At 68.0% G+C, this 25,417-nt stretch carries 23 protein-coding genes; 9 read left to right on the top strand and 14 right to left on the bottom strand.

The features are described from left to right. Nucleotides 1-20: 20 nt before the first annotated feature. The gene (locus tag WT60_RS15055; protein WP_060356719.1) at nucleotides 21-779 is read right to left on the bottom strand and encodes an SDR family oxidoreductase; all 759 of its coding nucleotides are present in this window, start codon (nucleotides 777-779) and stop codon (nucleotides 21-23) included. A gap of 119 nt (nucleotides 780-898) precedes the next feature. Continuing rightward, nucleotides 899-2,338 (bottom strand): aldehyde dehydrogenase family protein, encoded by a 1,440-nt coding sequence (locus WT60_RS15050; RefSeq protein WP_059671662.1) that lies wholly within the window; start codon nucleotides 2,336-2,338, stop codon nucleotides 899-901. A gap of 160 nt (nucleotides 2,339-2,498) precedes the next feature. Between WT60_RS15050 and ppa the strand changes: the two genes are divergently transcribed. After that, entirely contained in the window at nucleotides 2,499-3,026 is a 528-nt protein-coding gene (gene ppa / locus WT60_RS15045) for an inorganic diphosphatase (protein ID WP_038751738.1), read from the top strand. 58 nt (nucleotides 3,027-3,084) lie between these two features. Here ppa and WT60_RS15040 read toward each other — a convergent pair whose 3' ends face one another. From WT60_RS15040 to WT60_RS15030, 3 genes are all read right to left on the bottom strand, one after another. Beyond that, a complete protein-coding gene (locus tag WT60_RS15040; RefSeq protein WP_060356687.1) occupies nucleotides 3,085-3,681 on the bottom strand; it encodes a GIY-YIG nuclease family protein in 597 nt (198 codons plus the stop codon). A gap of 102 nt (nucleotides 3,682-3,783) precedes the next feature. Further along, a complete protein-coding gene (locus tag WT60_RS15035; protein WP_059671661.1) occupies nucleotides 3,784-5,178 on the bottom strand; it encodes a DHA2 family efflux MFS transporter permease subunit in 1,395 nt (464 codons plus the stop codon). A 755-nt stretch (nucleotides 5,179-5,933) separates the two neighbouring features. Continuing rightward, nucleotides 5,934-7,112 (bottom strand): GNAT family N-acetyltransferase, encoded by a 1,179-nt coding sequence (locus WT60_RS15030; RefSeq protein WP_038751730.1) that lies wholly within the window; start codon nucleotides 7,110-7,112, stop codon nucleotides 5,934-5,936. A 155-nt stretch (nucleotides 7,113-7,267) separates the two neighbouring features. Here WT60_RS15030 and WT60_RS15025 point away from each other — a divergent pair, with 155 nt between their 5' ends. Next, nucleotides 7,268-8,971 (top strand): NAD+ synthase, encoded by a 1,704-nt coding sequence (locus tag WT60_RS15025; protein ID WP_038751727.1) that lies wholly within the window; start codon nucleotides 7,268-7,270, stop codon nucleotides 8,969-8,971. A gap of 60 nt (nucleotides 8,972-9,031) precedes the next feature. Further along, entirely contained in the window at nucleotides 9,032-9,370 is a 339-nt protein-coding gene (locus WT60_RS15020) for a P-II family nitrogen regulator (protein ID WP_004193987.1), read from the top strand. 335 nt (nucleotides 9,371-9,705) lie between these two features. Here WT60_RS15020 and WT60_RS15015 read toward each other — a convergent pair whose 3' ends face one another. From WT60_RS15015 to WT60_RS14990, 5 genes are all read right to left on the bottom strand, one after another. Next, nucleotides 9,706-10,794, bottom strand: coding sequence for a porin (locus WT60_RS15015; protein WP_059574840.1), 1,089 nt, complete (start codon nucleotides 10,792-10,794; stop codon nucleotides 9,706-9,708). A gap of 782 nt (nucleotides 10,795-11,576) precedes the next feature. Continuing rightward, the gene (locus tag WT60_RS15005) at nucleotides 11,577-12,344 is read right to left on the bottom strand and encodes an ABC transporter ATP-binding protein (protein ID WP_082759499.1); all 768 of its coding nucleotides are present in this window, start codon (nucleotides 12,342-12,344) and stop codon (nucleotides 11,577-11,579) included. A gap of 34 nt (nucleotides 12,345-12,378) precedes the next feature. After that, nucleotides 12,379-13,092: an ABC transporter permease gene (locus tag WT60_RS15000; RefSeq protein WP_038753552.1), complete on the bottom strand. Its 714-nt coding sequence runs from the start codon at nucleotides 13,090-13,092 to the stop codon at nucleotides 12,379-12,381. Continuing rightward, nucleotides 13,089-13,778, bottom strand: coding sequence for a histidine ABC transporter permease HisQ (hisQ, locus tag WT60_RS14995; RefSeq protein WP_060356685.1), 690 nt, complete (start codon nucleotides 13,776-13,778; stop codon nucleotides 13,089-13,091). The genes WT60_RS15000 and hisQ overlap by 4 nt, the downstream gene beginning before the upstream one ends. 211 nt (nucleotides 13,779-13,989) lie before the next feature. Continuing rightward, nucleotides 13,990-14,766: an ABC transporter substrate-binding protein gene (locus tag WT60_RS14990; RefSeq protein ID WP_060356684.1), complete on the bottom strand. Its 777-nt coding sequence runs from the start codon at nucleotides 14,764-14,766 to the stop codon at nucleotides 13,990-13,992. Between the two features lie 424 nt (nucleotides 14,767-15,190). Between WT60_RS14990 and WT60_RS14980 the strand changes: the two genes are divergently transcribed. Further along, on the top strand, nucleotides 15,191-15,889 hold the full coding sequence (locus WT60_RS14980; protein WP_038753558.1) for a pirin family protein: 699 nt from the start codon (nucleotides 15,191-15,193) through the stop codon (nucleotides 15,887-15,889). Nucleotides 15,890-16,624: 735 nt separating this feature from the next. On the opposite strand, the gene WT60_RS14975 is transcribed toward WT60_RS14980, so the two are convergent. Beyond that, nucleotides 16,625-17,179 (bottom strand): periplasmic heavy metal sensor, encoded by a 555-nt coding sequence (locus tag WT60_RS14975; RefSeq protein ID WP_060356683.1) that lies wholly within the window; start codon nucleotides 17,177-17,179, stop codon nucleotides 16,625-16,627. Between the two features lie 242 nt (nucleotides 17,180-17,421). On the opposite strand from WT60_RS14975, the gene WT60_RS14970 reads away from it, so the two are divergent. Then, entirely contained in the window at nucleotides 17,422-18,147 is a 726-nt protein-coding gene (locus WT60_RS14970) for a response regulator (RefSeq protein WP_010102282.1), read from the top strand. After that, nucleotides 18,131-19,444: an ATP-binding protein gene (locus tag WT60_RS14965; RefSeq protein ID WP_059574727.1), complete on the top strand. Its 1,314-nt coding sequence runs from the start codon at nucleotides 18,131-18,133 to the stop codon at nucleotides 19,442-19,444. Before WT60_RS14970 ends, WT60_RS14965 begins: the two co-directional genes overlap by 17 nt. 63 nt (nucleotides 19,445-19,507) lie before the next feature. Here WT60_RS14965 and WT60_RS14960 read toward each other — a convergent pair whose 3' ends face one another. Beyond that, a complete protein-coding gene (locus WT60_RS14960; RefSeq protein WP_004198606.1) occupies nucleotides 19,508-19,774 on the bottom strand; it encodes a hypothetical protein in 267 nt (88 codons plus the stop codon). A gap of 500 nt (nucleotides 19,775-20,274) precedes the next feature. Between WT60_RS14960 and WT60_RS14950 the strand changes: the two genes are divergently transcribed. Then, nucleotides 20,275-22,032 carry an ABC transporter permease subunit gene (locus WT60_RS14950; RefSeq protein ID WP_059643698.1) on the top strand — a complete coding sequence of 586 codons (1,758 nt, stop codon included), beginning with the start codon at nucleotides 20,275-20,277 and terminating at the stop codon, nucleotides 22,030-22,032. 42 nt (nucleotides 22,033-22,074) lie between these two features. After that, entirely contained in the window at nucleotides 22,075-23,415 is a 1,341-nt protein-coding gene (locus tag WT60_RS14945) for a nitrate/sulfonate/bicarbonate ABC transporter ATP-binding protein (RefSeq protein WP_059643701.1), read from the top strand. 345 nt (nucleotides 23,416-23,760) lie between these two features. On the opposite strand, the gene WT60_RS14940 is transcribed toward WT60_RS14945, so the two are convergent. Both WT60_RS14940 and WT60_RS14935 read right to left on the bottom strand, forming a co-directional pair. Continuing rightward, entirely contained in the window at nucleotides 23,761-24,267 is a 507-nt protein-coding gene (locus WT60_RS14940) for a hypothetical protein (protein WP_038753574.1), read from the bottom strand. Further along, nucleotides 24,264-24,815 carry a hypothetical protein gene (locus WT60_RS14935; protein WP_038753578.1) on the bottom strand — a complete coding sequence of 184 codons (552 nt, stop codon included), beginning with the start codon at nucleotides 24,813-24,815 and terminating at the stop codon, nucleotides 24,264-24,266. The genes WT60_RS14940 and WT60_RS14935 overlap by 4 nt, the downstream gene beginning before the upstream one ends. Nucleotides 24,816-25,103: 288 nt before the next feature. Between WT60_RS14935 and WT60_RS14925 the strand changes: the two genes are divergently transcribed. Further along, nucleotides 25,104-25,301: a hypothetical protein gene (locus WT60_RS14925; RefSeq protein ID WP_038753581.1), complete on the top strand. Its 198-nt coding sequence runs from the start codon at nucleotides 25,104-25,106 to the stop codon at nucleotides 25,299-25,301. Nucleotides 25,302-25,417 lie beyond the last annotated feature (116 nt).

Below are 25,417 nucleotides of genomic sequence, written 5' to 3'. Positions count from 1 at the left end.
GGGCGGGCGGCGCGGCGCGTTCAGACGCAGCGGCCGCCGTCGACTTCGACGCACACGCCGGTGACGAACGCCGCGTCGTCGGATGCGAGATAGAGCGCCGCGTTCGCGATGTCCTGCGGCGTCGACAGGCGGCCGAGCGGGATCGTCGCGATGAAGCGCGCGCGGTTCTCCGGCGTGTCCGGCACGCCCATGAACTCGGCCGTGAGGCCGGTCTCGCCGAGCACCGGGTTCACGCAGTTCACGCGAATCCGGTCGGCTCCGAGCTCGACGGCGAGAGTCTTGCTCGCGGTGATCATCGCGCCCTTCGTGCTGTTGTACCAGACGAGGCCCGGGCGCGGCCGCACGCCAGCGGTCGACGCGATGTTGACGAACGCGCCGCCGCCGGCTTGGCGGAAGTACGGCACGAACGTCTGCACGCTCCAGAAGAGGCTCTTCATGTTGACCGCATACACGCGATCGAACTCGGCTTCGGTGACGTCGAGCACCGGCTTGTTGCGATGCGTGGTGCCCGCGTTGTTGACGACGACGTGCACGCCGCCGAACGCGTCGAGCGCGGCGTCGAGCAGCGCGCGCCAGTCGTCGCCGCGCGACACGTCGCCCGCGACGGCGAGCGCACGGCCGCCCGCGAGCGCGATTTCGCTCGCGACGCGCTCGGCCGCCGCCGCGTTCAGATCGTTGACGACGACGCACGCGCCCTCGCGCGCGAACGTTTTCGCGATGCCTTCGCCGAAGCCCGAGCCTGCGCCCGTGACGACGGCCGTCTTGCCGCTCAACCGCATCGATTGTCTCCTGGATCTTGTCGTGAACGTTGCGAACGTTGCGAACGCGAACGCCGCCATGACGACGGCGGGCGGTGACGCGCGCTCGCGCGCTGTGCCGTGCGGCATTGCGCGCCCGCTCAGTCGTGCTTGAGCGCGATCGTCTTCAGCACGGTGAAGCCGTACAGCGCCTCGAAGCCTTTCTCGCGGCCGTAGCCCGAGCGCCCGGTGCCGCCGAACGGCAGCTCGACGCCGCCGCCCGCGCCGTAGTTGTTGACGAACACTTGCCCCGCGCGCAGCCGGCGCGCGAGCCGCATCTGGCGCGCGCCGTCGCGTGTCCACACGCCCGCGACGAGCCCGTACGGCGTGCCGTTCGCAAGCGCGAGCGCTTCGTCCTCGTCGGCGAACTTCATCGCCGCGAGCACCGGGCCGAACACTTCCTCCTGCGCGAGCCGGTGCGTGTGCGGGACATCGCGCAGCAGCGCGGGCGCCTGGTAGAAGCCCGTTTCGGGCGCGTCCGGCACGACTTCGCCGTGCGCGGCCATCACGATGCCGTCGTGCTGCGCGTCGGACAGGAAATCCCACACGCGCTGCTGCTGTTTCGCGCTGATGAGCGGCCCGCAGTCGAGATCGGCGCGGCCGGGGCCGACCTTCAGCCCGTTGAACGCGGTGGCGAGACGCTCGACGAGCGGCTCGTAGACCGCCCTGTCGATCAGCACGCGGCTGCCGGCCGAGCAGGTCTGGCCGGCGTTCTGCACGATCGCCGATACGAGCACGGGCAGCGCGGCGTCGAGATCCGCGTCGGCGAACACGATCTGCGGCGACTTGCCGCCCAACTCGAGCGTGACGCTCGCGTGGTGCTCGGCCGCCATCTGCGCGACGAGGCGGCCCGTGTCCGGCGAGCCGGTGAACGAGATGTGATCGACGCCCGGATGGCGCGCGAGCGCCGCGCCCGCTTCGTGGCCGTAGCCCGTCACGACGTTGAGCGCACCCGCGGGAAGCCCGGCTTCGGCCGCGAGCGCCGCGACGCGCAGCACCGACAGGCACGCGTCCTCCGACGGCTTGACGACGCATGCGTTGCCCGCGGCGAGCGCCGCGCCGACGCTGCGCCCGAGGATCTGCATCGGGTAGTTCCACGGCACGATGTGGCCCGTCACGCCGTGCGGCTCACGCAGCGTGAGCACCGTGTAGCCGTCGCGGTAGGGGAGCGTCTCGCCGTGCAGCTTGTCCGCCGCGCCCGCGTAGAACTCGAAATAGCGGGCGAGCGCGTCGGCGTCCGCGCGCGCCTGCGTGAGCGGCTTGCCGGTGTCGCGCGACTCGATGAGCGCGAGCTCCTCGCGGCACGCGGCGACGAGCATCGACAGCCGGTGGAGCATGCGTCCGCGCTCGGCCGCGCTCGCCGCGCCCCACGGGCCGCCGAACGCGGCGCGGGCCGCGTGGACGGCCGCGTCGACGTCGGGCGCCGTGCCGCGCGCGAGCCGCGCGAACGGCTCGCCGTCGGACGGATCGATCACGGCGATCGTCTCGCCGCCCGCGGGCGCCGCCCATGCGCCCGCGATGAAATGCTTCGCCTCTTCCATGCTCGCTCCCGGCTGCTCGGGCCGTGTCTGATCGTTGGCCGATTATCGGCCGAACGCGACGCAAGCGCCATCGGGCGATTGGCTATAATGCGCTTTCCATCGGAGGCGCCCGCGAGGCCGCCATCCGTCCCGATTCCCATCCGAACTTCAGAGAACGCTCATGAGCTTCAGCAACGTCCCGGCCGGCAAGGATCTGCCGCAAGACTTCAACGTGATCATCGAGATCCCGGCGCAAAGCGAGCCGGTCAAGTACGAAGCCGACAAGGAACTCGGCCTCCTCGTCGTCGACCGCTTCATCGGCACCGGCATGCGCTATCCGGTGAACTACGGCTTCATTCCGCAGACGCTGTCGGGCGACGGCGATCCCGTCGACGTGCTCGTCATCACGCCGTTTCCGCTGCTCGCGGGCTCGGTCGTCCGCGCGCGCGCGCTCGGCATGCTGAAGATGACCGACGAATCGGGCGTCGACGCGAAGCTCGTCGCGGTGCCACACGACAAGGTCTGCCCGATGACGGCGAACCTGAAGTCGATCGACGACGTGCCCGCGTACCTGAAGGATCAGATCAAGCACTTCTTCGAGCAGTACAAGGCGCTCGAGAAGGGCAAGTGGGTGAAGGTCGAGGGCTGGGACGGCATCGACGCGGCGCACAAGGAAATCACCGAAGGCGTCGCGAACTTCAAGAAGTAAGCGGCGCGACGGCGCTCGCCGCGGCGCCGTCCGGTTGCGCGAAACCGCGCGTGTCTCGTCAAGAGGCCGCGCGGTTTTGTTTGGTGCGCGTCCGCTGCGGGGCCGCCGCGCGGGCGGAACGCGCGCGCGCAGGCTCCGCTCTCCTTCCCGAAGTCGTCGGGGCCCCGGAAGACCCGGTCGCCGTCTGTTTCGATATTTTCGCCGCGTTTGGGGCCTTCTTCGGCTTCTTCGGCTTCGCGGCGCGATCCGCGGTAGCCGTGCCGCCCGTCGTCATCGCCGCGCCGATTGCGGTTGCGGCTTCGGCCGTCGCCGTTTCGGCGATGCCGGCTGCCGGCGCGGGTGTCGCGCAATCGCCGTCCGCGCGGCGTGTCGCGCCGGCGTCAGGGGCCTGCAGCACCGACGCGAGCGAGAGCGAGCCTCCCGCTAGCGCGCGCTTTTGCGTCGGCGTCAGCCGTTTGACCCAATATTCGGCGCGCGACGCGCTCGAGCGATCGGCGAGCTCGAACGACGCGAGCACGGCCCTCGGCTTGCGCGCGCGCGTGTAGCGTGCGCCCTTGCCTTGCGCGTGCTGCGAGAAACGTGCGGCGACGTCGGTCGTGATGCCGGTGTAGACGCTGCCGTCAGCGCATTCGATCAGATACAGATACCAGGACATGAAGGGCGGCGTGATGCGAAGCCGCCAGTGTCGCAGAAATTGCGCGGCGCGAGCGCGCGATTCGCCCGTCGGTTCATCCGGCGGCCGCCCCCGGTCGCGCGGCTAGCGGTGCGCGACCGCGTGGCCGGGCCGCGTGCGCGTCGCGGGCGCTTCCTGGATGCGCCGGAAGATCGCCGCGGACACGAGCGTCACCACGCCGACGCAAACGAAGCTCAGCTTGAAGCCGAGCAGCGACGAGCCGGTCTGCTCGCCGAACAGGCTCGTGAGCCCGCTGCCCACCGACGCGCCGAGCCCCATCGACAGCATCTGCACCATCGAATACAGGCTGTTGCCGCTCGCCGCGTCGCGGTGCGGCAGGCCTTTCAGCGTCACGCTGTTCATTGCCGCGATCTGAATCGAGTTGATCGCGCCGAAGATCGCAATCAGCGCCATTTCGGCGACGAGCGGCGTGTCGGGGCCGATCGCCGCGAACAGCGCGATCACGGCGCCGACGATCAGCGTGTTGACGAACAGAAACGTGCGATAGCCGTAGCGGCGAACGAGCGGCGCGATCCACGGCTTCGCGATCACGCCCGCGATGGCGGCCGGCACGAGCATGAGCCCCGAGCGCAACGGAGAATAGCCGAATTCGAGCTGCATCATCAGCGGCAGCAGGAAGGGCGTCGCGCCGATGCCGATCCGCGAGACCAGGTTGCCGGCGAGGCCGACAGCGAAGTTCGGTTCGCGAAAGAGTTCGAGCCGGAAGAGCGGATTCGCGCGCCGGCGCGCATGGGCGACGTACATGATCGCCGCGGCCGCGGCGATCGTGGTCACGCCGAGGGTCCAGTCCGTGTAGCCGCCGTCGGACAACGCGTCGATCGCGAGCGAGCCGGCGATCATCGCGCTCGACAGCAGCGTGTAGCCCGTGTAATCGAACGGCGGAGGATCGATCGGCTCGTCGCGCGGCATGTAGCGGTGGACGGCGACGAGGCCGACCGCGCAGATCGGCAGGTTGACGAGGAACACCCAGTACCACGACATCGACTGCGTGAGCCAGCCGCCGAGCGTTGGGCCGAGGATCGGCCCGATCTGGCCGAAGATCGACACGAACGCGAGCGCGGCCACGTATTCGTCGCCGGGCACACCGCGCAGTACCGCGAGCCGGCCGATCGGCAGCAGCATCGAGCCGCCGATGCCTTGCAGCACGCGGGCGACGACGAGCTGCGTCGCGCTCGTCGCGGCCGCGCAGCAGAGCGAGCCGAGCGCGAACACGACAATCGCGACGAAGAACACGCGACGCGTGCCAAAGCGATCCGCGAGCCAGCCGGACGCGGGCGTGAGGGTGGCCATCGTCAGTGTGTAGGCGGTGACGACGCCGTGCATCGAGAGCGCGTCCTGGCCGAGCGCGTGGGCGATCGACGGCAGCGCCGTGTTGACGATGGTCGTGTCGACGGACTGCATGAAGAACGCGGTGGCGACGATCCATAGCAGCGTCGTTCGGGAAGAGGTGTTGGGCATGAGCGCGGACCGATGAGTTGGGTGCGTCGCGCCTGGCGCGCGCGACGCAAGCCCCGCCGCCTCGGGCGGCGCGCAGCGCTTGCCCGAGATCGTCGGGGGCGTTGGTTAGTGGGCGCGCGTGTCGAGGCGCGTGGCGGGCGGCAGGCCGGCGGCCGGAGCGGCGCCCGCCGCGCGGGCCGCTCGGCGAGCGCCGAGGGGCGGGAAGCCCGATGGCTTGCGCCGCCGCGCTGGTTTCGCAGACGCCATTTCAAACGGCGTTTCGGGACTGATATAGGGCGATAAGAATGGCCGGCGCGTGCCGTTTAGAATCGGCAGATGGAATGACATCATTTAATACTCCTAATTGATAATCCGCATGAAGATTCTCAACCAAAAGATCAAAATGTCTCCCCATCCTCTCCGACCGCGTCAGGCGGTGCGCCGAAGGGTGAAGCTAGCGGGTGGCCTTGGAATATGAGTGTTTTTATCGATTTTCAGAATATCGAATCCGAAAATCAGAAACAGGGACGAAAGCGAATGAAATCCGCCTCTCTCTATTTCGGTGCGCATTAAGCGCACCGAAAGTCTAGGGGTTTTTGTGTGAATAGTGCAACCGAATAATCTTTCAATTTCCGATTTGGAACGAATGATAATCAAATATCTCGCATAACCTGTTGAGGGAAATGAATGGCGATGCCGTTTGGGAGGCCGGCGCGCCGCGCTCGCGCGACTGCCGGCCGCGGGACGAGGCGCACGCCGCGGGCATCGCGTCGTGGTCAGCGTTCGCCGTCCCTGAACGGATTGTGCTCGCGCAACTCGTCGACGTAGGCGTGAATCTGGTTCGCCTCCTGCGAGAGGAAGCGGCCCACCGCGTCGGCGAACGCCGGATGCGCGAGCCAGTGCGCGGAGCGCGTGACGGTCGGCATGAAGCCGCGCGCGAGCTTGTGCTCGCCTTGCGCGCCGCCTTCGAACGTGTCGAGCCGCTCGTCGATGCAGAATTCGAGCAACTGGTAGTACGCGGTTTCGAAATGCAGGCACGGCACGTGTTCGAGCGCGCCCCAGTAGCGGCCGTACAGCGTGCCGCCGCCCGACGCGTCGCGCTGGTACACGGCGAGCGCGCTCGCGATCGGCCGGCCGTCGCGCTCGGCGATCACGAGCAGCAGGTTCTCCGGCATCGTCGCGCCGATCTCGCGGAAGAAATCGAGAGTCAGATACGGGCTCGAGAAGTGCTCGCGGTACGTCTGGCGGTAGCAGCGCGCGAAGAAACGCCAATCCGCGTCGGTCGCGTCCTCGCCGCGCACGCGCCGGAACGTGACGCCCGCTTGCGCGACCTTGCGGCGTTCCGCGCGGATGTTCTTGCGCTTCTTCTGCTCGAGCGTGCCGAGGAACGCGTCGAAATCGCGGTAGCCGTCGTTGAGCCAATGGAACTGCACGCCTTCGCGCAGCATCATCCCCATGTCGGCGAGCGTGCGCGCCTCGTCTTCGGTCGGAAACAGCACGTGCAGCGAAGACACCTCGCTCTGCTCGGCGAGCGCGACGAGCGTCGCGGCGAGCCGACGGCGCGCGTCGTCGTCGACGGCGAGGAGCCGGCTGCCCTGCACGGGCGTGAACGGCACCGCGCACAGCAGCTTCGGGTAATACGGCAGCTCGTTGCGCTGGTATGCGTCGGCCCACGCCCAGTCGAACACGTATTCGCCATACGAATGGCGCTTCGCGTAGACGGGCGCGGCCGCGACGAGCGCGCCCGTCGCGGCGTCCGCGAGCGTGACGAAGCGCGGCGTCCAGCCGGTGTCGTCGACCGCGCAGCCCGCGCGGTGCAGCGCGCTCAGGAAGGCGTGTTTCAGAAAGGGCGTCGGGCGCGGCGCGCGCGCGACGAGCGCGTCCCACTCCGCGGCGCTTGCGTCGAGCGGAGACGACAGGATGCCCATGCGATAATCGCAGCGTTCGTGTTTCAACGATCCGAATCCGTTTCTTTAGTGGCCGGTTGTACCTGTCAGTACCCGTTCGTACCCGTTTGCACCGTCGGCCAGGCGCGCTGTCGCGCCGGCCGGCCGTGCGTTTGATCAAAGCTGTTCGCGCCGCGGCCCGAGGAGGCCGCGCTGATCCCGTGATGAAGACGACCCGTATCGCACTTGCCCAACTCAACGTCACCGTCGGCGATTTCGCCGGCAACGTCGCCAAGATCGTCGCCGCCGCACGCGCCGCGCACGACGCCGGCGCGCAGCTTCTGATCGCGCCGGAACTCGCGCTGTCGGGCTATCCGCCCGAGGATCTGCTGCTGCGTCCCGCGTTTTACGCGGCGTCCGACGCGGCGCTCGCCGCGCTCGCCGCGCAACTCGCGCCGCTCACGGGGCTCGCGGTGCTCGTCGGCCATCCGCTGCGCGGGACCGGCGCGGGCGCGCCAAGCGCCGATGGTAATGCAAACCGCGCGATCGAGCGCGGCGTCGCGCCCGTCGACACGTACAACGCGGCGTCGCTCATCGTCGGCGGCGAGGTCGTCGGCACGTACCGGAAGCAGGATCTGCCGAACACCGAGGTATTCGACGAGAAGCGCTACTTCGCGACCGACGCCGCGCCGTACGTGTTCGAGCTGAACGGTGTGAAGTTCGGCGTCGTGATCTGCGAGGACGTGTGGCACGCGTCGGCCGCGCAGCTCGCCAAGGCCGCGGGCGCGCAGGTGCTGATCGTGCCGAACGGCTCGCCGTATCACATGAACAAGGAGGCGGTGCGCATCGACATCCTGCGCGCGCGGATTCGCGAGACGGGCCTGCCGATGGTCTACGTGAACCTCGTCGGCGGCCAGGACGAGCTCGTGTTCGACGGCGGCTCGTTCGTGCTCGACGGCGCGGGCGAGCTCGTCGCGAAGATGCCGCAGTTCGAGGAAGGCCACGCGATCGTCGAATTCGACGGCGCCCGGCCGCTGCCCGCGCGCATCGCGCCGGCGCTCTCGGTCGAGGCGCAGGTGTATCGCGCGCTCGTGCTCGGCGTGCGCGACTACATCGGCAAGAACGGTTTTCCGGGCGCGATCATCGGGCTGTCGGGCGGCGTCGATTCGGCGCTCGTGCTCGCGGTCGCGGTCGACGCGCTCGGCGCCGGGCGCGTGCGCGCGGTGATGATGCCGTCGCGCTACACGGCCGACATCTCGACGACCGACGCGGCGGACATGGCCAGGCGCGTCGGCGTGCGCTACGACGAGATCGCCATCGCGCCGATGTTCGACGCGTTCCGCGCGTCGCTCGCCGCCGAATTCGCGGGCCGCGCGGAAGATGCGACCGAGGAGAACATCCAGGCGCGCATTCGCGGCACGCTGCTGATGGCGCTGTCGAACAAGTTCGGCTCGATCGTGCTGACGACGGGCAACAAGAGCGAGATGGCGGTCGGCTACTGCACGCTGTACGGCGACATGGCGGGCGGCTTCGCGGTGATCAAGGACATCGCGAAGACGCTCGTCTACCGGCTCTGCCACTACCGCAACGCGGCGGCCGAGTACGGCAAGCCCGACATCATTCCCGAGCGGATCTTGACGCGCGCGCCGTCCGCGGAGCTGCGCGAGAATCAGACCGACCAGGACAGCCTGCCGCCGTACGACGTGCTCGACGCGATCATGCGGATGTACATGGAAGAGGACCGGCCGCTCGCGGACATCGTCGCGGCGGGCTATTCGGAGGCGGACGTGAAGCGCGTCACGCGGCTCATCAAGATCAACGAGTACAAGCGCCGCCAGGCGCCTGTCGGCATTCGCGTCACGCATCGCGCGTTCGGGCGCGACTGGCGCTATCCGATCACGTCGCGCTTCACCGAGAGCATCGACTGACGCGGCGCGCGGCGTAGAATCGGCGGACGACTTTCATTCATTCGACGCAAGGGGCACATCATGAAACGCATCACCGCCATCATCAAGCCGTTCAAGCTGGACGAAGTGCGCGAGGCGCTCGCCGAAGTCGGCCTGACCGGGCTCACCGTGACGGAAGTGAAGGGCTTCGGCCGCCAGAAGGGGCACACGGAGCTCTATCGCGGCGCCGAGTACGTGGTCGACTTCCTGCCGAAGATGAAGATCGAAGTGGTCGTCGCGAACAATCTCGTCGATCAGGTGATCGACGCGGTGATCGGCGCGGCGCGCACCGGCAAGATCGGCGACGGCAAGATCTTCGTGTCGGACGTCGAGCGCGTGATCCGGATTCGCACGGGCGAGGAGAACGAAGCGGCCGTTTGACGCCCCGGATGCGCGCGGCCGCCGGTGCGGCGGGGCCGGGCGGCTTCGGCCGCGCGAGGTCGCCGCCGAGGAGTTCGCCCGCGCATCGCCCGCAGCGCCCACAGCGCCCATAACGCTTGCAACGCGCGCACGGTGTTCGACGCCGCGCCGCGCGGATATCGGCCGGCGCGCCGATCGCGCAACATACGCCGCGCAGCGCGCCATGCGCTTTCATGCGTATCCGCGCACGCGACACAAATAAAAAAAACGGTGCGACACCCCAAGGTATCGCACCGGTACGCGCCTCTCGCAGCAGCGTGAAAAGACTATCGGTTCGAATGATCCAGCGCGTGTGCTTAGAACAGGTGCTGGATGCCGGCGTACACGCCCGTCTGGTTGCCGCCGAACTTCGGGTTGCCCGTGGAGATGTCGGTGCCGGCCGGGTTCGCGTTCAGGCCGAAGTTCGCGGTCTTGCTGTTGCGCACCGTCGCGACCTGCACGTCGAGCAGCGTGCGCTTGGACAGGTTGTACGAGCCGCCGACCGTGTAGATGTTCGCGTTGCCGCCGCCGTGGTTCGCGTTCACGTGATAGACGGCCGCGATCAGCGCGGCGGCGGGCGTTGCCTGCCACGTCACGCCGCCCCAGACTTGCTGCGTCGTCGTGATGCCGTTGTTCACGGCCGGGCCGCCGTCCGCGTGCGATGCCTGGTACGCCGCCTGCAGCTTGAACTGGCCGAGGAACACGTTCACGCCGGCGAAGTATTCGCGCGAGTAGTTGAACACGTCGTCGAGCTTGCCGTTGGCCGGATCGCGCGCTTCGTCATAGAGGCCGCGGATCTGGAAGAGCGACGTCGTGTAGGTCAGTTGCAGGCCCGCGCTGCGGCCCTGGCTCGTCGAGCCGTTGCCGTTCCAGTTCGTCGCGTTCGACAACGCGTATTGGCCGTAGACGTCGAAGCCGTAGAGCTTCGGCGATTGATACGAAATGTTGTTGCTGGTCTTGTTCCAGTTGCGGCCGCGCACGAGCGACGCCGTCGACCACGACGACTGCCCGAACGGGTCGAAGTCCCACACGCCGTTCGCGATCGCGAGCTCGCGGCCGAGCAGCAGGGTACCGTATGCGTCGTTGGAGATGCCGATCGTCGCCCAGCGATTCCAGAGGCTGCCGCCGCCCGGGCCGTTGCCGTTCATCGTGTCGAAGCTGCCTTCGAGCTGGAACACGATCTTGTTGCCGCCGCCGATGTCCTCGGAGCCCTTCAAGCCCCACAGGCTCGTGCCCCAGTCGCCGCTTTCCGCGCGCCAGCGGCTCGTGCTGCCGCCGTTCGCGCTCGGCAGGCCGTTCATGTATTCGATGCCGGCGTCCAGACGGCCGTACAGCGTCACGCTGCTTTGAGCGTGAGCCGCCACTCCGGCAGTCGCCAGTACTGCCGCGAGCATAGCTTTCTTCATCATCTCCTCCATACCCTGTCAAAAAGTCAACCCAGAACTGCGCAACCTGTCCGGCTTTGCGTGCCGGACAAAATGGGGTAACCAGAGAGACCGCGTGCAGGCCGGGTGGGCGACGCACTTGAGCGAAGCGAACGGGAGTGCCGTTTTGCGGGCCCGTGCGGCCGATTGGCCTTGCCGGGGTCTCCTGTCGTCATGAAGTCAAACTACATTTCATGACTTTCGTTTTGCTACTTTGGTTACTAATTTAGCAAAAATACACTTTTGTGGCGACGAAAATCGTTGTTTGACTAGCACGTGTCGCCAAATCGCCATATATGTGTGCGCGGCCCCGCCGGACGACTTTCGTCAACGCGGCCGAATCCCTTGCCCGTCAAGGCACGCACGGAATCCGGGGGCATGGGTCAAGGATTGCCACTATTGACGCTGGAAATTCGTGCGGTTAAAAGCGCCGGCGCCGATTGCGTCAGGAATCCGTAATGAAAACGCGGCTGGCGGACCGGGCGCGCGGCCGCCGTTTCGCCGTTTCGCCGTTTGCGACGCGGCGCACGGCGGAGCCGGCGTCAGCGTGCGCGAGCGGTCGATGCGCCCGCGATCCGTTTCTACGAGGGAATCGGCGCGAGCGCGCAGAGCGAGTGGGTGCGTTACCGGCTCGCGGGCGACGCGCTGCGCGCGTTCGCGAGCGAAGCGCCCGCGGATGCCGCGAAAGAGTTCGAGCCGGATGCGGCGTGACGAGACGGTGGCGCGGGCGGGGCGTGCGCCGCACGGCGCGCCTGCTCGGCGGCTTACTTGAGGCTGCCCGACAGGAACTGCCTCAGGCGCTCGCTCTTCGTGTTGCCGAACACGTCGGCGGGCGCGCCTTCTTCCTCGACCCGCCCCTGGTGCAGGAACATCACGTGGTTCGACACGTTGCGCGCGAAGCCCATCTCGTGCGTGACGACGATCATCGTGCGCCCTTCCTCCGCGAGCTTTTGCATCACCTTGAGCACTTCGCCGACGAGCTCCGGGTCGAGCGCCGACGTCGGCTCATCGAACAGCATCACGTCCGGATGCATCGCGAGCGCGCGCGCAATTGCGACGCGCTGCTGCTGACCGCCCGACAGATGTGACGGATACTGCTTTTCCACGCGCGGCGCGAGGCCCACTTTCTCCAGATATTCGCGCGCGCGCTCCTCGGCCTCGCGCTTCGGAATGCCGAGCACGTGCACCGGCGCCTCCATCACGTTCTCGAGCACGTTCATGTGCGCCCACAGGTTGAAGTGCTGGAACACCATCGCGAGCTTCGTGCGCACGCGCTGCAGTTGCTTCGAATCGGCCGCCTTGAGCGCGCCCGTCTTGTCCTGCGCGGTGCGCACCTCCTCGCCGTCGACGAAGATGCGGCCGGCATTGGGCTGCTCGAGGAAGTTGATGCAGCGAAGCATCGTGCTCTTGCCCGAACCGGACGAACCGATCACGCTGATCACGTCGCCCGCGTTCGCGCGCAGCGAGACGCCCTTCAAAACTTCGTTGTTGCCGTAGCGCTTGTGGAGATCGTCGACGAAGAGCTTGTGCATCTGGGTGTTTATCTGAGGCATGTCCGGGCGAAACTCATTTGCCTTGCGGGCGCAGGTATGCGAGCCAGCGACGCTCGGCGCGGCGGAACAGCCACACGAGCGTAAACGAGATCGCGAGGTAGAGAAGGGCGGCGATGCCGAATGCGTGGAACGACATGTAGGTCGCCGAATTGACGTCGCGCGCGATCTTCAGGATGTCGGGCACGGTCGCCGTGAACGCGACCGTCGTCGCGTGCAGCATCAGGATCACTTCGTTGCTGTAGAGCGGCAGCGCGCGGCGCAGCGCCGACGGCAGCACGATCCGCCGATACAGCGTGAACGTCGACATCCCGTACGCGCGCGCCGCCTCGATCTCGCCGTACGAGGTCGACTTGATCGCGCCCGCGAAGATCTCGGTCGTGTACGCGCAGGTGTTCAGCGTGAATGCGAGCAGCGTGCAGTTCATGCCGTCGCGGAAGAACGCGTCGAGCATCGGCGTGCCGCGCACGGCCTGCAGGCTGTAGAGGCCCGTGTAGCAGAGCAGCAGCTGCACGTAGAGCGGCGTGCCGCGAAACACGTACGTATAGAGCCACACGGCGCCGGAAAGCCACTTCTTCCTCGACACGCGCGCGACCGCGAGCGGCACGGACAGGCAGAAGCCGATTCCGATCGACACGACGAGCAGCCACAGCGTGATCGCAAGGCCGGTGAAGCGATACCCGTCGGTATACAGGTAATTGCGCCAGTATTCTTGGATCAGTTCGATCATAGGTCAGCCTTGCGTACGCCCGTCGAATAGTGCTTCTCGAGCCACATCAGCACGAAGTTCGAGATCGTCGTGATCGCGAGGTAGATCGCGCCCGCGAGCAACGTGAAGAAGAAGAAACGCAGCGTGCCCTTGCCCGCGTCCTGCGACGCCTTCACGACGTCGGCGAGGCCGATGATCGACACGAGCGCCGTCGACTTCACGAGCACCTGCCAGTTGTTGCCGATGCCGGGCAGCGCGAAGCGCATCATCTGCGGGAACATGATTCGCGTGAACACCTGCCAGTTCGTCATTCCGTACGCGCTGCCCGCCTCGAGCTGGCCGCGCGGCACCGCGAGGAACGCGCCGCGGAACGTCTCGGTGAAGTACGCGCCGTAGATGAAGCCGAGCACGAGCACGCCGGCCGCGAACGGATCGATGTCGATTTGATCCCAGTTCATCAGATCGGTGAACTGATTCAGCCAGATCTGCAGGCTGTAGAAGAGCAGCAGCATCAGCACGAGGTCCGGCACGCCGCGGATGAGCGTCGTGTAGAGCGTGCCGATTCCGCTCGACAGGCGGTTCTTCGACAGTTTCGCCGCCGCGCCGACGAGGCCGAGCAGGAACGACAGCGCGAGCGACAGCACCGCGAGCTTGACGGTTTGCCAGGTGCCGGAGAGGATCAGCGGGCCGTAGCCTTGAAGAAACATATGAAGTCCTTGACGGTGCGTCGTGCGCGCCGCGAAAGACGCGGCTCGCGTGTTGCGCGAGACGCCCCGTGCGTGTCATCGCCGTTCCGCTTTCGCGGATCGCGCCGTCGCGCCCGCGATCGGCGGGGCGGCGGCGCTTCACGGCGCGTGGTGTCGACCGCTGGTGCTGCGCGGGCCGCGCGCCGGTCGCTCGGCGCGGCCCGCTCGGCGCTCATTTCGCCGAATAGATGCTGTACGGGAAGTACTTGTGCGACAGCTTGTCGTACGTGCCGTCCTTGTGCATCGACGCGAGCGCGCGGTTGATCGCGTCCTTCAGGTCCGCATCCTCCTTGCGCAGGCCCATCGCGGTGCCGTCGCCGAGCGTCTTCGGGTCCTTCGCGGCCGCGCCCGCCCACGCGAAGCCCTTGCCGCGCGGCGTGCGCAGGAAGCCGTAGTCGGCCTGCAGCTCGTCTTGCAGCGTCGCGTCGAGGCGGCCGGAGCCGAGATCGGCGTACACCTGATCCTGGTTCTGGTACGACACGATGGTCACGCCCTTCGGCTCCCAGTGCGTCTTGGCGAACGTCTCCTCGGTCGAGCCCTGCTCGACGCCGACGCGCTTGCCCTTCAGCGATTCGACGCTCGGCTGAAGCGGCGAGCCCGCCTTCGCGATCATTCGCGCGGGCGCGTCGTACAGCTTGTCGGAGAAATCGATCTGTTCGCGGCGCTTGTCGGTGACGGTCAGCGACGACACGATCACGTCGAACTTCTTCGCCTTCAGCGCGGGGATGATTCCGTCGAGATCCTGCGGCGTCCACACGCACTTCGCATTGATCCGCTTGCAGACTTCCTTCGCGAGATCGACGTCGAATCCGACGATCTCGCCGCTCGGCGCGGTCGATTCGAACGGCGGATAGCTGGCGTCGACGCCGATCCGCACGGTCTTCCATTCCTTCGCGAAGGCGCCGCCCGCCGCGAGGGCGAGGGCCGCGCACAAGGCGAGCTTCTTCATGTCGTTCCTCTTCCTGACTTCCCCGGCCGCGCGGCCGGACGCGTCCGGGCATGCGCGCGCCGGGCGTATTCTAAGGCGGCCAAAATTCGCGTTCGTCGACCTCGGCGCGCCTCGAAAGGGGGCGCAGCGCCGTCGACGGCGGCCAAAAGCGCGGTATTTTACCCGAACGCCGGCCGCGGCCTAGAACAAACGATGCGCGCGTTTCGCCGGGCGCGCGTTTCGCCCGGCCGCACGCGAGCGCGAAGGGCGGCGCGCCGTTTTTCGCGCGCGGACACCGGTTCGCCCTCGTGCGCGGCGGCGCGCCGGGAATCGCTCGGACGATTGCATGGATCGCCGCAACGATCCGGTGCAACCGTGCAGGATTGTTGCATGCGCGTGCGACCCCTACATTCGAGGCTGTCGACATTTCTCAATGGGAGGCGTCATGTTTCAGATCCGCCGCGCGGGCGATCGCGGCCACGCCAATCATGGCTGGCTCGATAGCCATCACAGCTTTTCGTTCGCCGACTATCGCGATCCCGAGCACGTGCACTTCGGCGCGCTGCGCGTGCTGAACGACGACCGCATCGCGCCGACGCGCGGCTTCGGCATGCATCCGCATCGTGACATGGAGATCGTCACGTACGTGCTCGACGGCGCGCTCGCGCACCGCGACAGCATGGGCAACGGCTCGATCATCCGCGCGGGCGACGTGCAGCGGATGAGCGCGGGCACGGGGATCGTGCACAGCGAATACAACGCGTCGCGGGAGGCGCCGCTGCATCTGCTGCAGATCTGGCTGCTGCCGACCGAGCGGGGCGGCCGGCCCGGCTATCAGGAGGTGCGCTTCGCCGACGCGGACAAGCGCGGCCGGCTGCGGCTCGTCGCGTCGCCGGACGGGCGCGACGGATCGGTGTCGATGCGCGCGGACGCGTCGATCTATGCGGGCCTGATCGACGGCGACGAGCGCGCCGAGTTCGCGGTGCCGGGCGGGCGGCGCGTGTATGTGCACGTCGCGCGCGGCGGCGTGACGGTGAACGGCAACGCGCTCGAGGCGGGCGACGGTGCGCGCATCGCCGACGTCGAGGCCGTCGTGTTCGAGCGCGGCGAGCGCGCGGAGGTGCTGCTGTTCGATCTCGCGTGATGCGGCCGGCGGCGGACGATGCGCCTGCCGGATGCGGGCGGGGCGGCGGATGTCGAAGGTCGAAAGTCGAAAGTCGAAAGTCGAAAGTCGGACACTGACACGGACACGAAGCCGAAAAGGTCGAGGAGCGAAGTCGCTCGGCATGGAAAGGCGCGACGCGCTGGAGGCCGAAGTGCGAAGCGGTTGACGCGCCTTGCGCCGAAGCGCGAGGAAGCCGGAACGCGGCGAGGGTGGCGCGGCAAGAGGGCGGGCCGCGCCGATGTGAAAACGCCGCGAGCGGGCGAGAGCCGGTCGCGGCGTTCGTATCGGCGGCGGCCCGCGGCGAGGGCAATTCGGCCGGGCTGATGCGGCCGACGACACGAGACCGCGCGACGAGACCGTGCGCAGGACGCGCGCCGAACGACGGGACAACGGGCGAAGTCGATCGGGCGCGCAGCGGTTTCGCGAAGCCGGGGCCGCACCCAGGGGCGGCGGATCATGCGGGGCTGACTTGGCGGATCGGGCGCGCCGGACGCGACGTTGCGGCGCATCGCATGCGCCGATCGACCTCCGGCTCGGCTCGGGCGGCGGGCGCGGCCCGAGACGAGAAGTGACGCAATGTCGCGCACCGCTCCGCGCCATACCGCTCCGCGACGCACCGCACCGCACCGCATCGCACCGCCGCACCGCATGACGCGCCTCCGCGCGACGGCGGCTACCCGATCGCGTCGCCGGACGCGTCCGCGCCGCCCGTCTTCACTGCTGCGGCTGCTGCGGCGCGGGCGCCGATGCGCCCTTCGCCGCGCGGCGCTGCTCCCAGCGCTCCTTCATCTTCGCGCGCCGCTCGTCCATCTTCGCGAAATGCTGCTTGATCGCCGTGCTGACGGTCGCCTTCTGCTGGTCGTTCAGGCCGTTGTAGAACGCGAGCCACGCGGACGCCGTTTGCTCGCGCAACTGCGCGTTCTGCTGCTCGGCCTGCTGGCGCGCCGCGTGCAGCGCGTTCAGGTCGAGGATCGGCTGGCTCTGCTGGGCCTGGAACTGCTGGCGCAGCGCGTCGTGGCTCTTGCGCATCGCCTCGCGGTTCTGTTTCGCCGTGTTGACGGCGGCCTGCCATTGCTGCTCCTGCGCGGCGCTCAGGTTCAGCTTGTCGTGGATGCGCTTCATCATCATGAACGGGCCGCCGTCCATGTGATGATGCTCGCCCGGACCGCCCGGCGGCGGCATGTCGGGCGGCGCGGCGTGCGAGACGGCGCTGAACGACAGGGCGAGCACGGCGGCGGCGATGGCCAGGCGGGAAGTCTTCTTATACATTGAGCAACTCCTGTATTGAAAAGTCCGGTGCTGCGGCCGGCTCGGCGGTGGGGCGGTCGCGCCTCGCCGTCTGTCGGCGTATCCGGTAAGGCGCAGCGTATCCAAGCGCCGCCGCCGCCGTGTTACGTGCGCCGCGGCCGCGATTACCGCGCATTACACTTTGCTTGCGCGGTAATCCGCAGTAACCCTTTCAGGGATTTGTTTCGCTCAGCCCCGACAACCCGCACGGTAAACTTCACGCCATGACTACTCAGATCCTCATCGTCGACGACGACCAAGAATTGCGCGACCTGCTGCGCGACTACCTCGTGCGGCAAGGCATCGAGGTGTCGGTGCTGCACGACGCCGCTTCGCTCGAAAAGCGCCTCGAACGCGAGCGCCCCGATCTCATCGTGCTCGACCTGATGATGCCGGGCGTCGACGGCCTGACCGCGCTGCGCCAGCTGCGCGCGGCGGGCGACGACATTCCCGTGATCATGCTGACCGCGCGCGCGGACGACGTCGACCGCATCGTCGGCCTCGAGCTCGGCGCGGACGATTACCTCGGCAAGCCGTTCAACCCGCGCGAGCTGCTCGCGCGCGCACAGGCGGTGCTGCGCCGCCGCCGCGCGACGCCGTCGGCGGCCGCGCCCGAGCAGCGCGAGCCGTACGCGTTCGGCCGCTTCGTGCTCGATTTCCAGGCGCGCACGCTGTCGGTGGACGGCAAGCCGGCGACGTTGTCGAGCAGCGAATTCGCGCTGCTGAAGATTTTCGTCAATCATGCGCTGCGCACGCTCACCCGCGAGCGCCTGCTCGAGCTGCTGCACGGCCCCGAATACGACGGCACCGACCGCGGGATCGACGTGCAGGTGTGGCGTCTGCGCCGGATTCTCGAAACGGACCCGTCGACGCCGCGTTTCATCCAGACGGTGCGCGGACGCGGCTACGTGTTCGTGCCGAACGGCGAGGCTCATGCGCAAACCCATTGATTCGCTGTTCGGGCGGCTTGCGCTCCTCGTCGTCTGCGTGCTGCTGCTGTCGCATTTCGCGTGGTATTTCGCGATCCGGCTCGAGCGCAATCAGTTTCAGACGCGCTACGCGGTCGAGGAGGCGGCGTTCCTCGTCGACGCGGTGCGCCAGCACGCGGAGCGCTCGCCCGACCAGCCGCTGCCGTCGCGCGTGCGGCTCGTCGCGCCGGGCAGCGGCGACGTGCCGGACGCGAAGCAGGATCTGCCGCCGCCGCTCAGGCGCTTCGCCGACGATCTGCGCGACCGCTTGCCGTCCGGCACGCAGGTGCGCATCGGCAAGCCGGGCCATCCGCCCGTGCTGTGGGTGAAGCAGCCGACCGACCGCGACTGGATCGTCGTGCCGGTGCAACCGCTGCGGCCGTCGCGCTCGCTCGACCGGATGGTGATCTGGCTCGTGATGATCTTCTCGGCCGCGGTGATGGCGGCGCTCTTCGCCGCGTGGCAGCTGCAGCAGCCGCTCAGCTCGCTCGCGCGCGCGGTCGCGCGCTTCGGCCGCGGGATGGCGGTGCCGCCGCTGCCCGAGCGGGGGCCTCGCGAGTTGCGCCAGCTCACGCACGGCTTCAACCAGATGGTTCAGCAGGTGTCGCGCGCGGAGAACGATCGCGCGGTGATGCTCGCCGGCGTCGCGCACGATCTGCGCACGCCGCTCGCGCGGATGCGGCTGCGCGCCGAGATGATGGACGACGCGCGGCTGCGCGACGGCGTCGTGCGCGACGTCGACTCGATGACGCACATCGTCGATCAGTTCCTCGTGTTCGCGCACGGCGACGCCGACCGCAGCGAGCCCGTGTCGGTCGATCAGGCGTGCGCGCGGATCGCGCGCACGTACCGCGCGGTGTCGCCGAACGCGCCCACCGTGCGCACCGAGCTCGCGGCGGGGTCGGGCTTCCGCCTGCCGACGGCGACGCTCGACCGGGTGCTGTCGAACCTGCTCGACAACGCGCACGCGTACGGCGCGCCGCCCGTCGTGATCGCGACCGCGCGCACCGCGGCGGGTTACACGCTGACGGTCAGCGACCACGGCAAGGGCATCGCGCCGCGCGATCTGGCGGACGCGACGCGCCCGTTCGTGCGGCTCGATCCGGCGCGCGGCGGCAACGGCCACAGCGGCCTCGGGCTCGCGATCGTCGAGCGGCTCGTGCAGCGCACGGGCGGCGCATGCGAGATCGGGAACCGGGAAGAAGGGGGCTTGCGGGTGGCGATGTCGTTTCCGTTCGACGTCGTGCCGAAGGTCGAACCGCAGGCGGAGGCGTCCTGACGCGCCGCCGCGCGGGAGCCGCGGCGCCCGGCGCGATCGCGCCGGACGGCCGCGGGCGGCCGGTCACTCGCCGAAGAGCGTGCTGAGCGTCTCGGCGGCGTTGCTGTCGATCGTGTTGTAGGTGACGCTCGTCGCCTCGAAGATGTAGAGCGTCGTGTACTTGCCGACACGCTCGAGGATGTCCTCCTGCAGCGTCTCGGGCACGATGTTCATGTTCAGATACCAGGCCGTCGACGACAGCCGCGTCTGGAACGAGCCATATTCCTGCATCAGTTGATCGAACGCATCGGCGTCCTGGTCCCGGCACACGATAACCAGATTTCCTGCCATTCACTCCTCCTGATTGACCATCGGTCCCGCTTGGGGCTAATACCGATCATACCCGCTTCGGCGTGTCCGTTCGTCGACGAAAGCCTCGCTTGGTGGGCGCACGCGTCGCGCGGGCGCTCGGGCGGGTTCACGGCAGGGCCGGATCGCGGCATAATTCGACGTTGCGGCGCAGCAGCGGCCAGCCGGCGCACCGCCACCCCTCGCAGATTCGCCCGCCGCCCGCCCGTTCCGGGCCCGATGCGCTCGCGGCCGGGCGGGGTTTCCACAGTTCGTCGTCCGGAAGGTTGTGCCTGAAATACAGGATGTAGTAGTGTCGTGCCGTCGCGTGCGGGCGGGTGCCGCGTCGCGAATGGAAACGGCGGGAAATCGGCGTGTCGGGGTGCCGTGCGGCCGTTTCTGCAGTTAAAACGAATTACCGTGTACGTGCGCCTTGCCATGAGTCACATTCGCTTTCTGGCTTTATTTTTCGATTCGCACGGCTTTGCCGGGGAGGGCGCCTGATGGATCTCGGATTCTTCAATCCGAATCGGACCGCCAACGCATCCGCGTGGCGCGTCCTGCCGAACCGCTGGGACTTCGTCGCGTTCCCGCTCATCATCTGCGTGATCGCGATGGCCGCGATCGGTTTTCACGAGACGCTTGCGCCGTTCGCGACGCTCAATACGCAGAAGATCTCGCTCGATCCCTCGAACCTGCCCGAGTACGCGATGCGCACGACGCTGCGCATGCTGGCGGCGATGATGGCGTCGCTCGTCTTCACGCTCGTCTACGGCACGCTTGCCGCGAAGAGCCGCCGGGCCGGCATGGTGCTCATTCCGATCCTCGACATCCTGCAGTCGGTGCCGGTGCTGGGCTACATCTCGTTTACGGTGACCTTCTTCATCGCGCTGTTTCCGGGCCGGGTGCTCGGCGCCGAGCTCGCCGCGATCTTCGCGATCTTCACGAGCCAGGCGTGGAACATGACGTTCAGCTTCTATCAGTCGCTGCGCACGGTGCCGCGCGATCTCGACGAAGTGTCGCGCGGCTTCCACCTGACGTCGTGGCAGCGCTTCTGGAAGCTCGAAGTGCCGTTCTCGATGCCGGGCCTCATCTGGAACATGATGATGTCGATGTCGGGCGGCTGGTTCTTCGTCGTCGCGTCCGAGGCGATCACCGTCGGCAACAACACGATCACGCTGCCGGGCATCGGCGCTTATCTCGCGCAGGCGATCGCCGACAAGAACCTCGGGGCGGTCGGCTGGGTGATTCTCGCGATGACGGTCGTGATCATCGCGTACGATCAGTTGCTGTTCCGGCCGCTCGTCGCATGGGCGGACAAGTTCCGGATGGAGACGACGAGCTCGGGCAACGCGCCGGAGTCGTGGTTCCTCGACCTCGTGCGCCGCACGCGCCTCATTCATCAGCTGCTCGTGCCGGCCGGCTGGTTCCTGGCGAAGACCGCGCGGCTGTCGTTTCGCCTGCCGTCTTTCGACGCCGTGCGTTTCGCGACGCCCAAGATCGACAAGCAGGCGTCGCGCGCCGCGGACTTCGGCTGGGCGATCCTCGTGCTCGCGGGCACCGCGTACGTGGTGTGGCGCGTCGTCGCCTACGTGCAGACGGGCGTGTCGCTCGCCGAAGTCGGCCACGTGTTCGTGCTGGGTTTCATCACGCTGCTGCGGGTGTTGCTGCTCATCGTGATCGCATCGCTGGTCTGGGTGCCGATCGGCGTGTGGATCGGCCTGCGGCCCGCGATCGCCGAGAAGGTGCAGCCGCTCGCGCAGTTTCTCGCGGCGTTCCCGGCGAACCTGCTGTTCCCGGTGTTCGTGATCGTGATCGTGCGTTTCCACCTGAACGCGGACATCTGGCTGTCGCCGCTCATCGTGCTCGGCACCCAGTGGTATATCCTGTTCAACGTGATCGCGGGCGCGACCGCCTATCCGAACGACTACCGCGAAGCGGCCACCAATTTCCGCATCCGCGGCTGGCAATGGTGGCGGCAGGCGATCCTGCCCGGCATCTTCCCGTACTACGTGACGGGCGCGATCACCGCGTCGGGCGGCGCGTGGAACGCGAGCATCGTGTCGGAGCTCGTCCAGTGGGGCGACACCAAGATCCAGGCGCACGGCCTCGGCGCGTACATCGCGCAGACGACGGCCGCGGGCGACTATCCGAAGATCATCATGGGCATCGCCGTGATGTCCCTGTTCGTCACCCTGTTCAACCGCCTGTTGTGGCGTCCGCTGTACGCGTACGCCGAAGCGAAGCTGCGTCTCGATTGAGACTGATGTCAGCCGATTGAGACCGACCGAGAGCGAAACGCGATGCAAAACCCGAATGCTGTAAATGCACCCGTCCGGACGCCGCCCGCGCCGCCGCGGGGCAGCGAAGAAATCCTGCGCGTCGAGAACGTGAGCCGCGGCTTCAACAAGACGCAGGGCGAGCTGCTCGTGCTCGACGGCGCGAACCTGTCGCTGCGCGAAGGCGAGATCGTCGGGTTGCTCGGCCGCTCGGGCTCCGGCAAATCGACGCTGCTGCGCATCATCGCCGGGCTGATCGAGCCGACGGGCGGCGATGTCACCTATCTCGGCAAGCCGCTCAACGGCCCGGCCGAGGGCGTCGCGATGGTGTTCCAGACGTTTGCGCTGTTTCCGTGGCTCACGGTGCTGCAGAACGTGGAGGCGGGCCTCGAGGCGCTCGGCGTCGGCGCGCGCGAGCGGCGCGAGCGCGCGCTCGCCGCGATCGACCTGATCGGTCTCGACGGCTTCGAGAACGCGTATCCGCGCGAGCTGTCGGGCGGCATGCGCCAGCGCGTCGGCTTCGCGCGCGCGCTCGTCGTCGATCCGACGCTGCTGCTGATGGACGAGCCGTTCTCGGCGCTCGACGTGCTGACGGCCGAGACGCTGCGCACCGACCTGCTCGATCTGTGGACGCAGGGCCGCATGCCGATCAAGTCGGTGCTGATCGTCACGCACAACATCGAGGAAGCGGTGTTCATGTGCGACCGGATTCTCGTGCTGTCGTCGAATCCGGGCCGCGTGATCGCCGAGATCAAGGTGCCGTTCAAGCATCCGCGCAACCGGCTCGACCCCGCGTTCCGCCGGCTCGTCGACGACATCTACGCGAAGATGACTGCGCGCCAGGTCGGCGAAGCGACGAAGAAGGGGCTCGAGCTCGGCAGCTGGCTGCCGCAGGTGTCGACGAACCTGATGGCGGGCCTCATCGAGACGCTCGCCGCGCCGCCGTATCACGGCCGCGCGGACATGCCGGAAATCGCGCGCACGCTGCATCTCGAGGTCGACGATCTGTTCCCGATCGCCGAAGTGCTGCAGTACCTCGGCTTCGCCGACGTGCGCGAGGGCGACGTGTTCCTGACGCCGCCGGGGCGCGTGTTCGCCGAGTTCGGCACGCAGGAGCGCAAGATGATGTTCGCCGAGCATTTGCTGCGCCACGTGCCGCTCGCCGCGCGGATCAAGAAGGTGCTGAACGAGCGCCCGGGGCACCGCGCGCCGCGCGTGCGCTTCGAGCAGGAGCTCGAGGATTTCCTGTCCGACGGCGCGGCCGAGGAGACGCTCGACGCGGTGATCGACTGGGGCCGGTACGGCGAGATCTTCTCGTACAACGATCAGACCGAGATCTTCAGTCTCGAGGACGTCGAGTCCTGAGCGGCGGCGGGCCGCTTGCGGCCCGTGCGGGACGAGCGGCGGCGCGGACGGGAGAGCCGCTTGCGCTTGCCGCGGCTGCTTGATGCGTTGCCGCCTTGTGCGTCGGCACCTCATGCGTTGCCGCCGGGATGCGCTGCGCACGGGCGCAAGCGCGTTGGCTTCGTTTGCGTGCCGCCGTTGCGCCTCGTGCTTTCCGCGGAAGAGGGCGAGGCGCGCATCGCTGGCGCCGTCTCGCCGCCGAATTCGCGCGGCCCTGTCGTGGCGTAAGGCTGGCGAGTAAGGCCGGCGTGGAGCGCGGCCGGGCTTATCAGGCAGCCGCAACCGGCTCGCGGCGTCCGCGTCGCATCACTGCAGATTGCCCCAGCGCTCGACGGCCGGCTCCGCCGACGCCCATTGCCAGCCGTGCGCATCCTGGCACGCGTTCGCCAGATACCAGTCGGCGCGCGCGCCGTCCTTCACCGAAAACGCGAATTCCTTGCAGAGCGCGAGCGGCGTCTGGAACGCGCGCGTCACGCGCACTTCGCCTTCGCCGTTCTCGAGCGGCACCTTGTTCTTCACTTGCCACGCGCGCGTCTCGCCGACGGCGAGTCCGCCCGCCGCCTGCGCGATCGCATCCTGCTGATTCTTGTGCAACTGCTTCATCGTGCGGTTGACGGCCTCGTCGGTCGCCGCCTGCACCGCGATGCCGACGCCGATGCCGACAGCCGGATTCGCGGTGACGAGGCCCGTCGCCGCGCCCGCGAGCGCGCCGCTCGCCGCGCCCACCGAGCCGCAGCCGGAGAGGCCGAGCGCGGCCGCGGCGAACGCGAGCGCCGCCGCGAGCGGCAGCGCCGCGCGCGCGCTCACGCTCATTGCAGCGCTCCCCAGCGGCCGGTCGCGGGCTCAGCGGACGCCCATTTCCACGTCGGGCCGTCCCGGCAGATCGTCGCGACATAGAAGCCCGATTGCGCGGGCTCGCTCTGCTTCGCATCGGTGTCGACCGAGAACACGATTTCCTTGCAGTCGAGCGGCCCGACGCTGATGAGCCGGCTCACAGTCACGCGGCCGTGCTCGTCGTCTTCGATCGGAAACGAGTGATGCGTCGACCAGGGCGCGACGCCGCCGACGTCGAGCGGCCCGGCGGCGGTGGCGATCTGCGCCTGCGAGTAGCGATGCGCGACGCGTTGCGTGTACTGGACGCCCGCTCGCGCGCCGGCGACGGCGCCAAGGCCGATACCGGTCGCGACGGCGGCGTTGTTGGTGACTTTTGACGCGATGGCCGCCCCGGCGATACCGGCGCCCGCCGTCGCGCCTTCGCTATAGAGCGAGTTGCAGCCTGAGAGCAGCGTCGAGAAGGCGGCTGCGCCGAGCGTGGCCGAGGCGACCCAGCGGCGCGCCGGCCGTGCGATGCGATGGTTCATCCCTGAATGCGGTCCTGTCTTCGTGCGCCGCGCGTTTCGCGTAGCGACCGTAGAGCGCCATTGTTCTGCAATTGTCCAACGAGAAATGCAAACAATTGACAAACGTTTGCCGCGCACGCCGAGCGCGCGCGAGCGGCAACATTGTGGTGCAAAGCGTCGGAGAGGGGTCGAATCGTTACAAATTGAATGTAATTGTTACCGTGAACCCTGCGCGACGATCCTAAACTAAAGGGCTATGGACTGTTTCACCGACGGCCTTGCGCCGCTCCGATCATGAGACACCCTGCCATGCGCCGCTCCAAGCGCCCCGAGCATCGCGGGCGCGACGCCGGCACCGGCCCGTCGCGGCCGGTCAACGCCACGACCACTCCCGCGCCAGCCGGCTCCGCGCCGCACACGCCTTCGGACGGCGATCACAACCAAGGCGGCACGCGCCCGGAAGGGCTCGACTATCAGCGCGATCTCGGCTCGGAGCAGGACGCATGAGAACGTCCTTGTTACACATGCTTGCATTTTTAACGCTTGAAACGTCGCGAGGTGGCATGCGACTTGCCTGATTCGGCGGGAAGGCTGTAACCCGTTCGCCGGGCAATCTGACTACA

The organism is Burkholderia sp. MSMB617WGS (genome assembly GCF_001532025.2).
Taxonomy (GTDB): Bacteria; Pseudomonadota; Gammaproteobacteria; order Burkholderiales; family Burkholderiaceae; genus Burkholderia; species Burkholderia savannae.
Note: the sequence above shows the minus strand (reverse complement) of the source record. Positions and strands in the feature narration are given on the sequence as shown.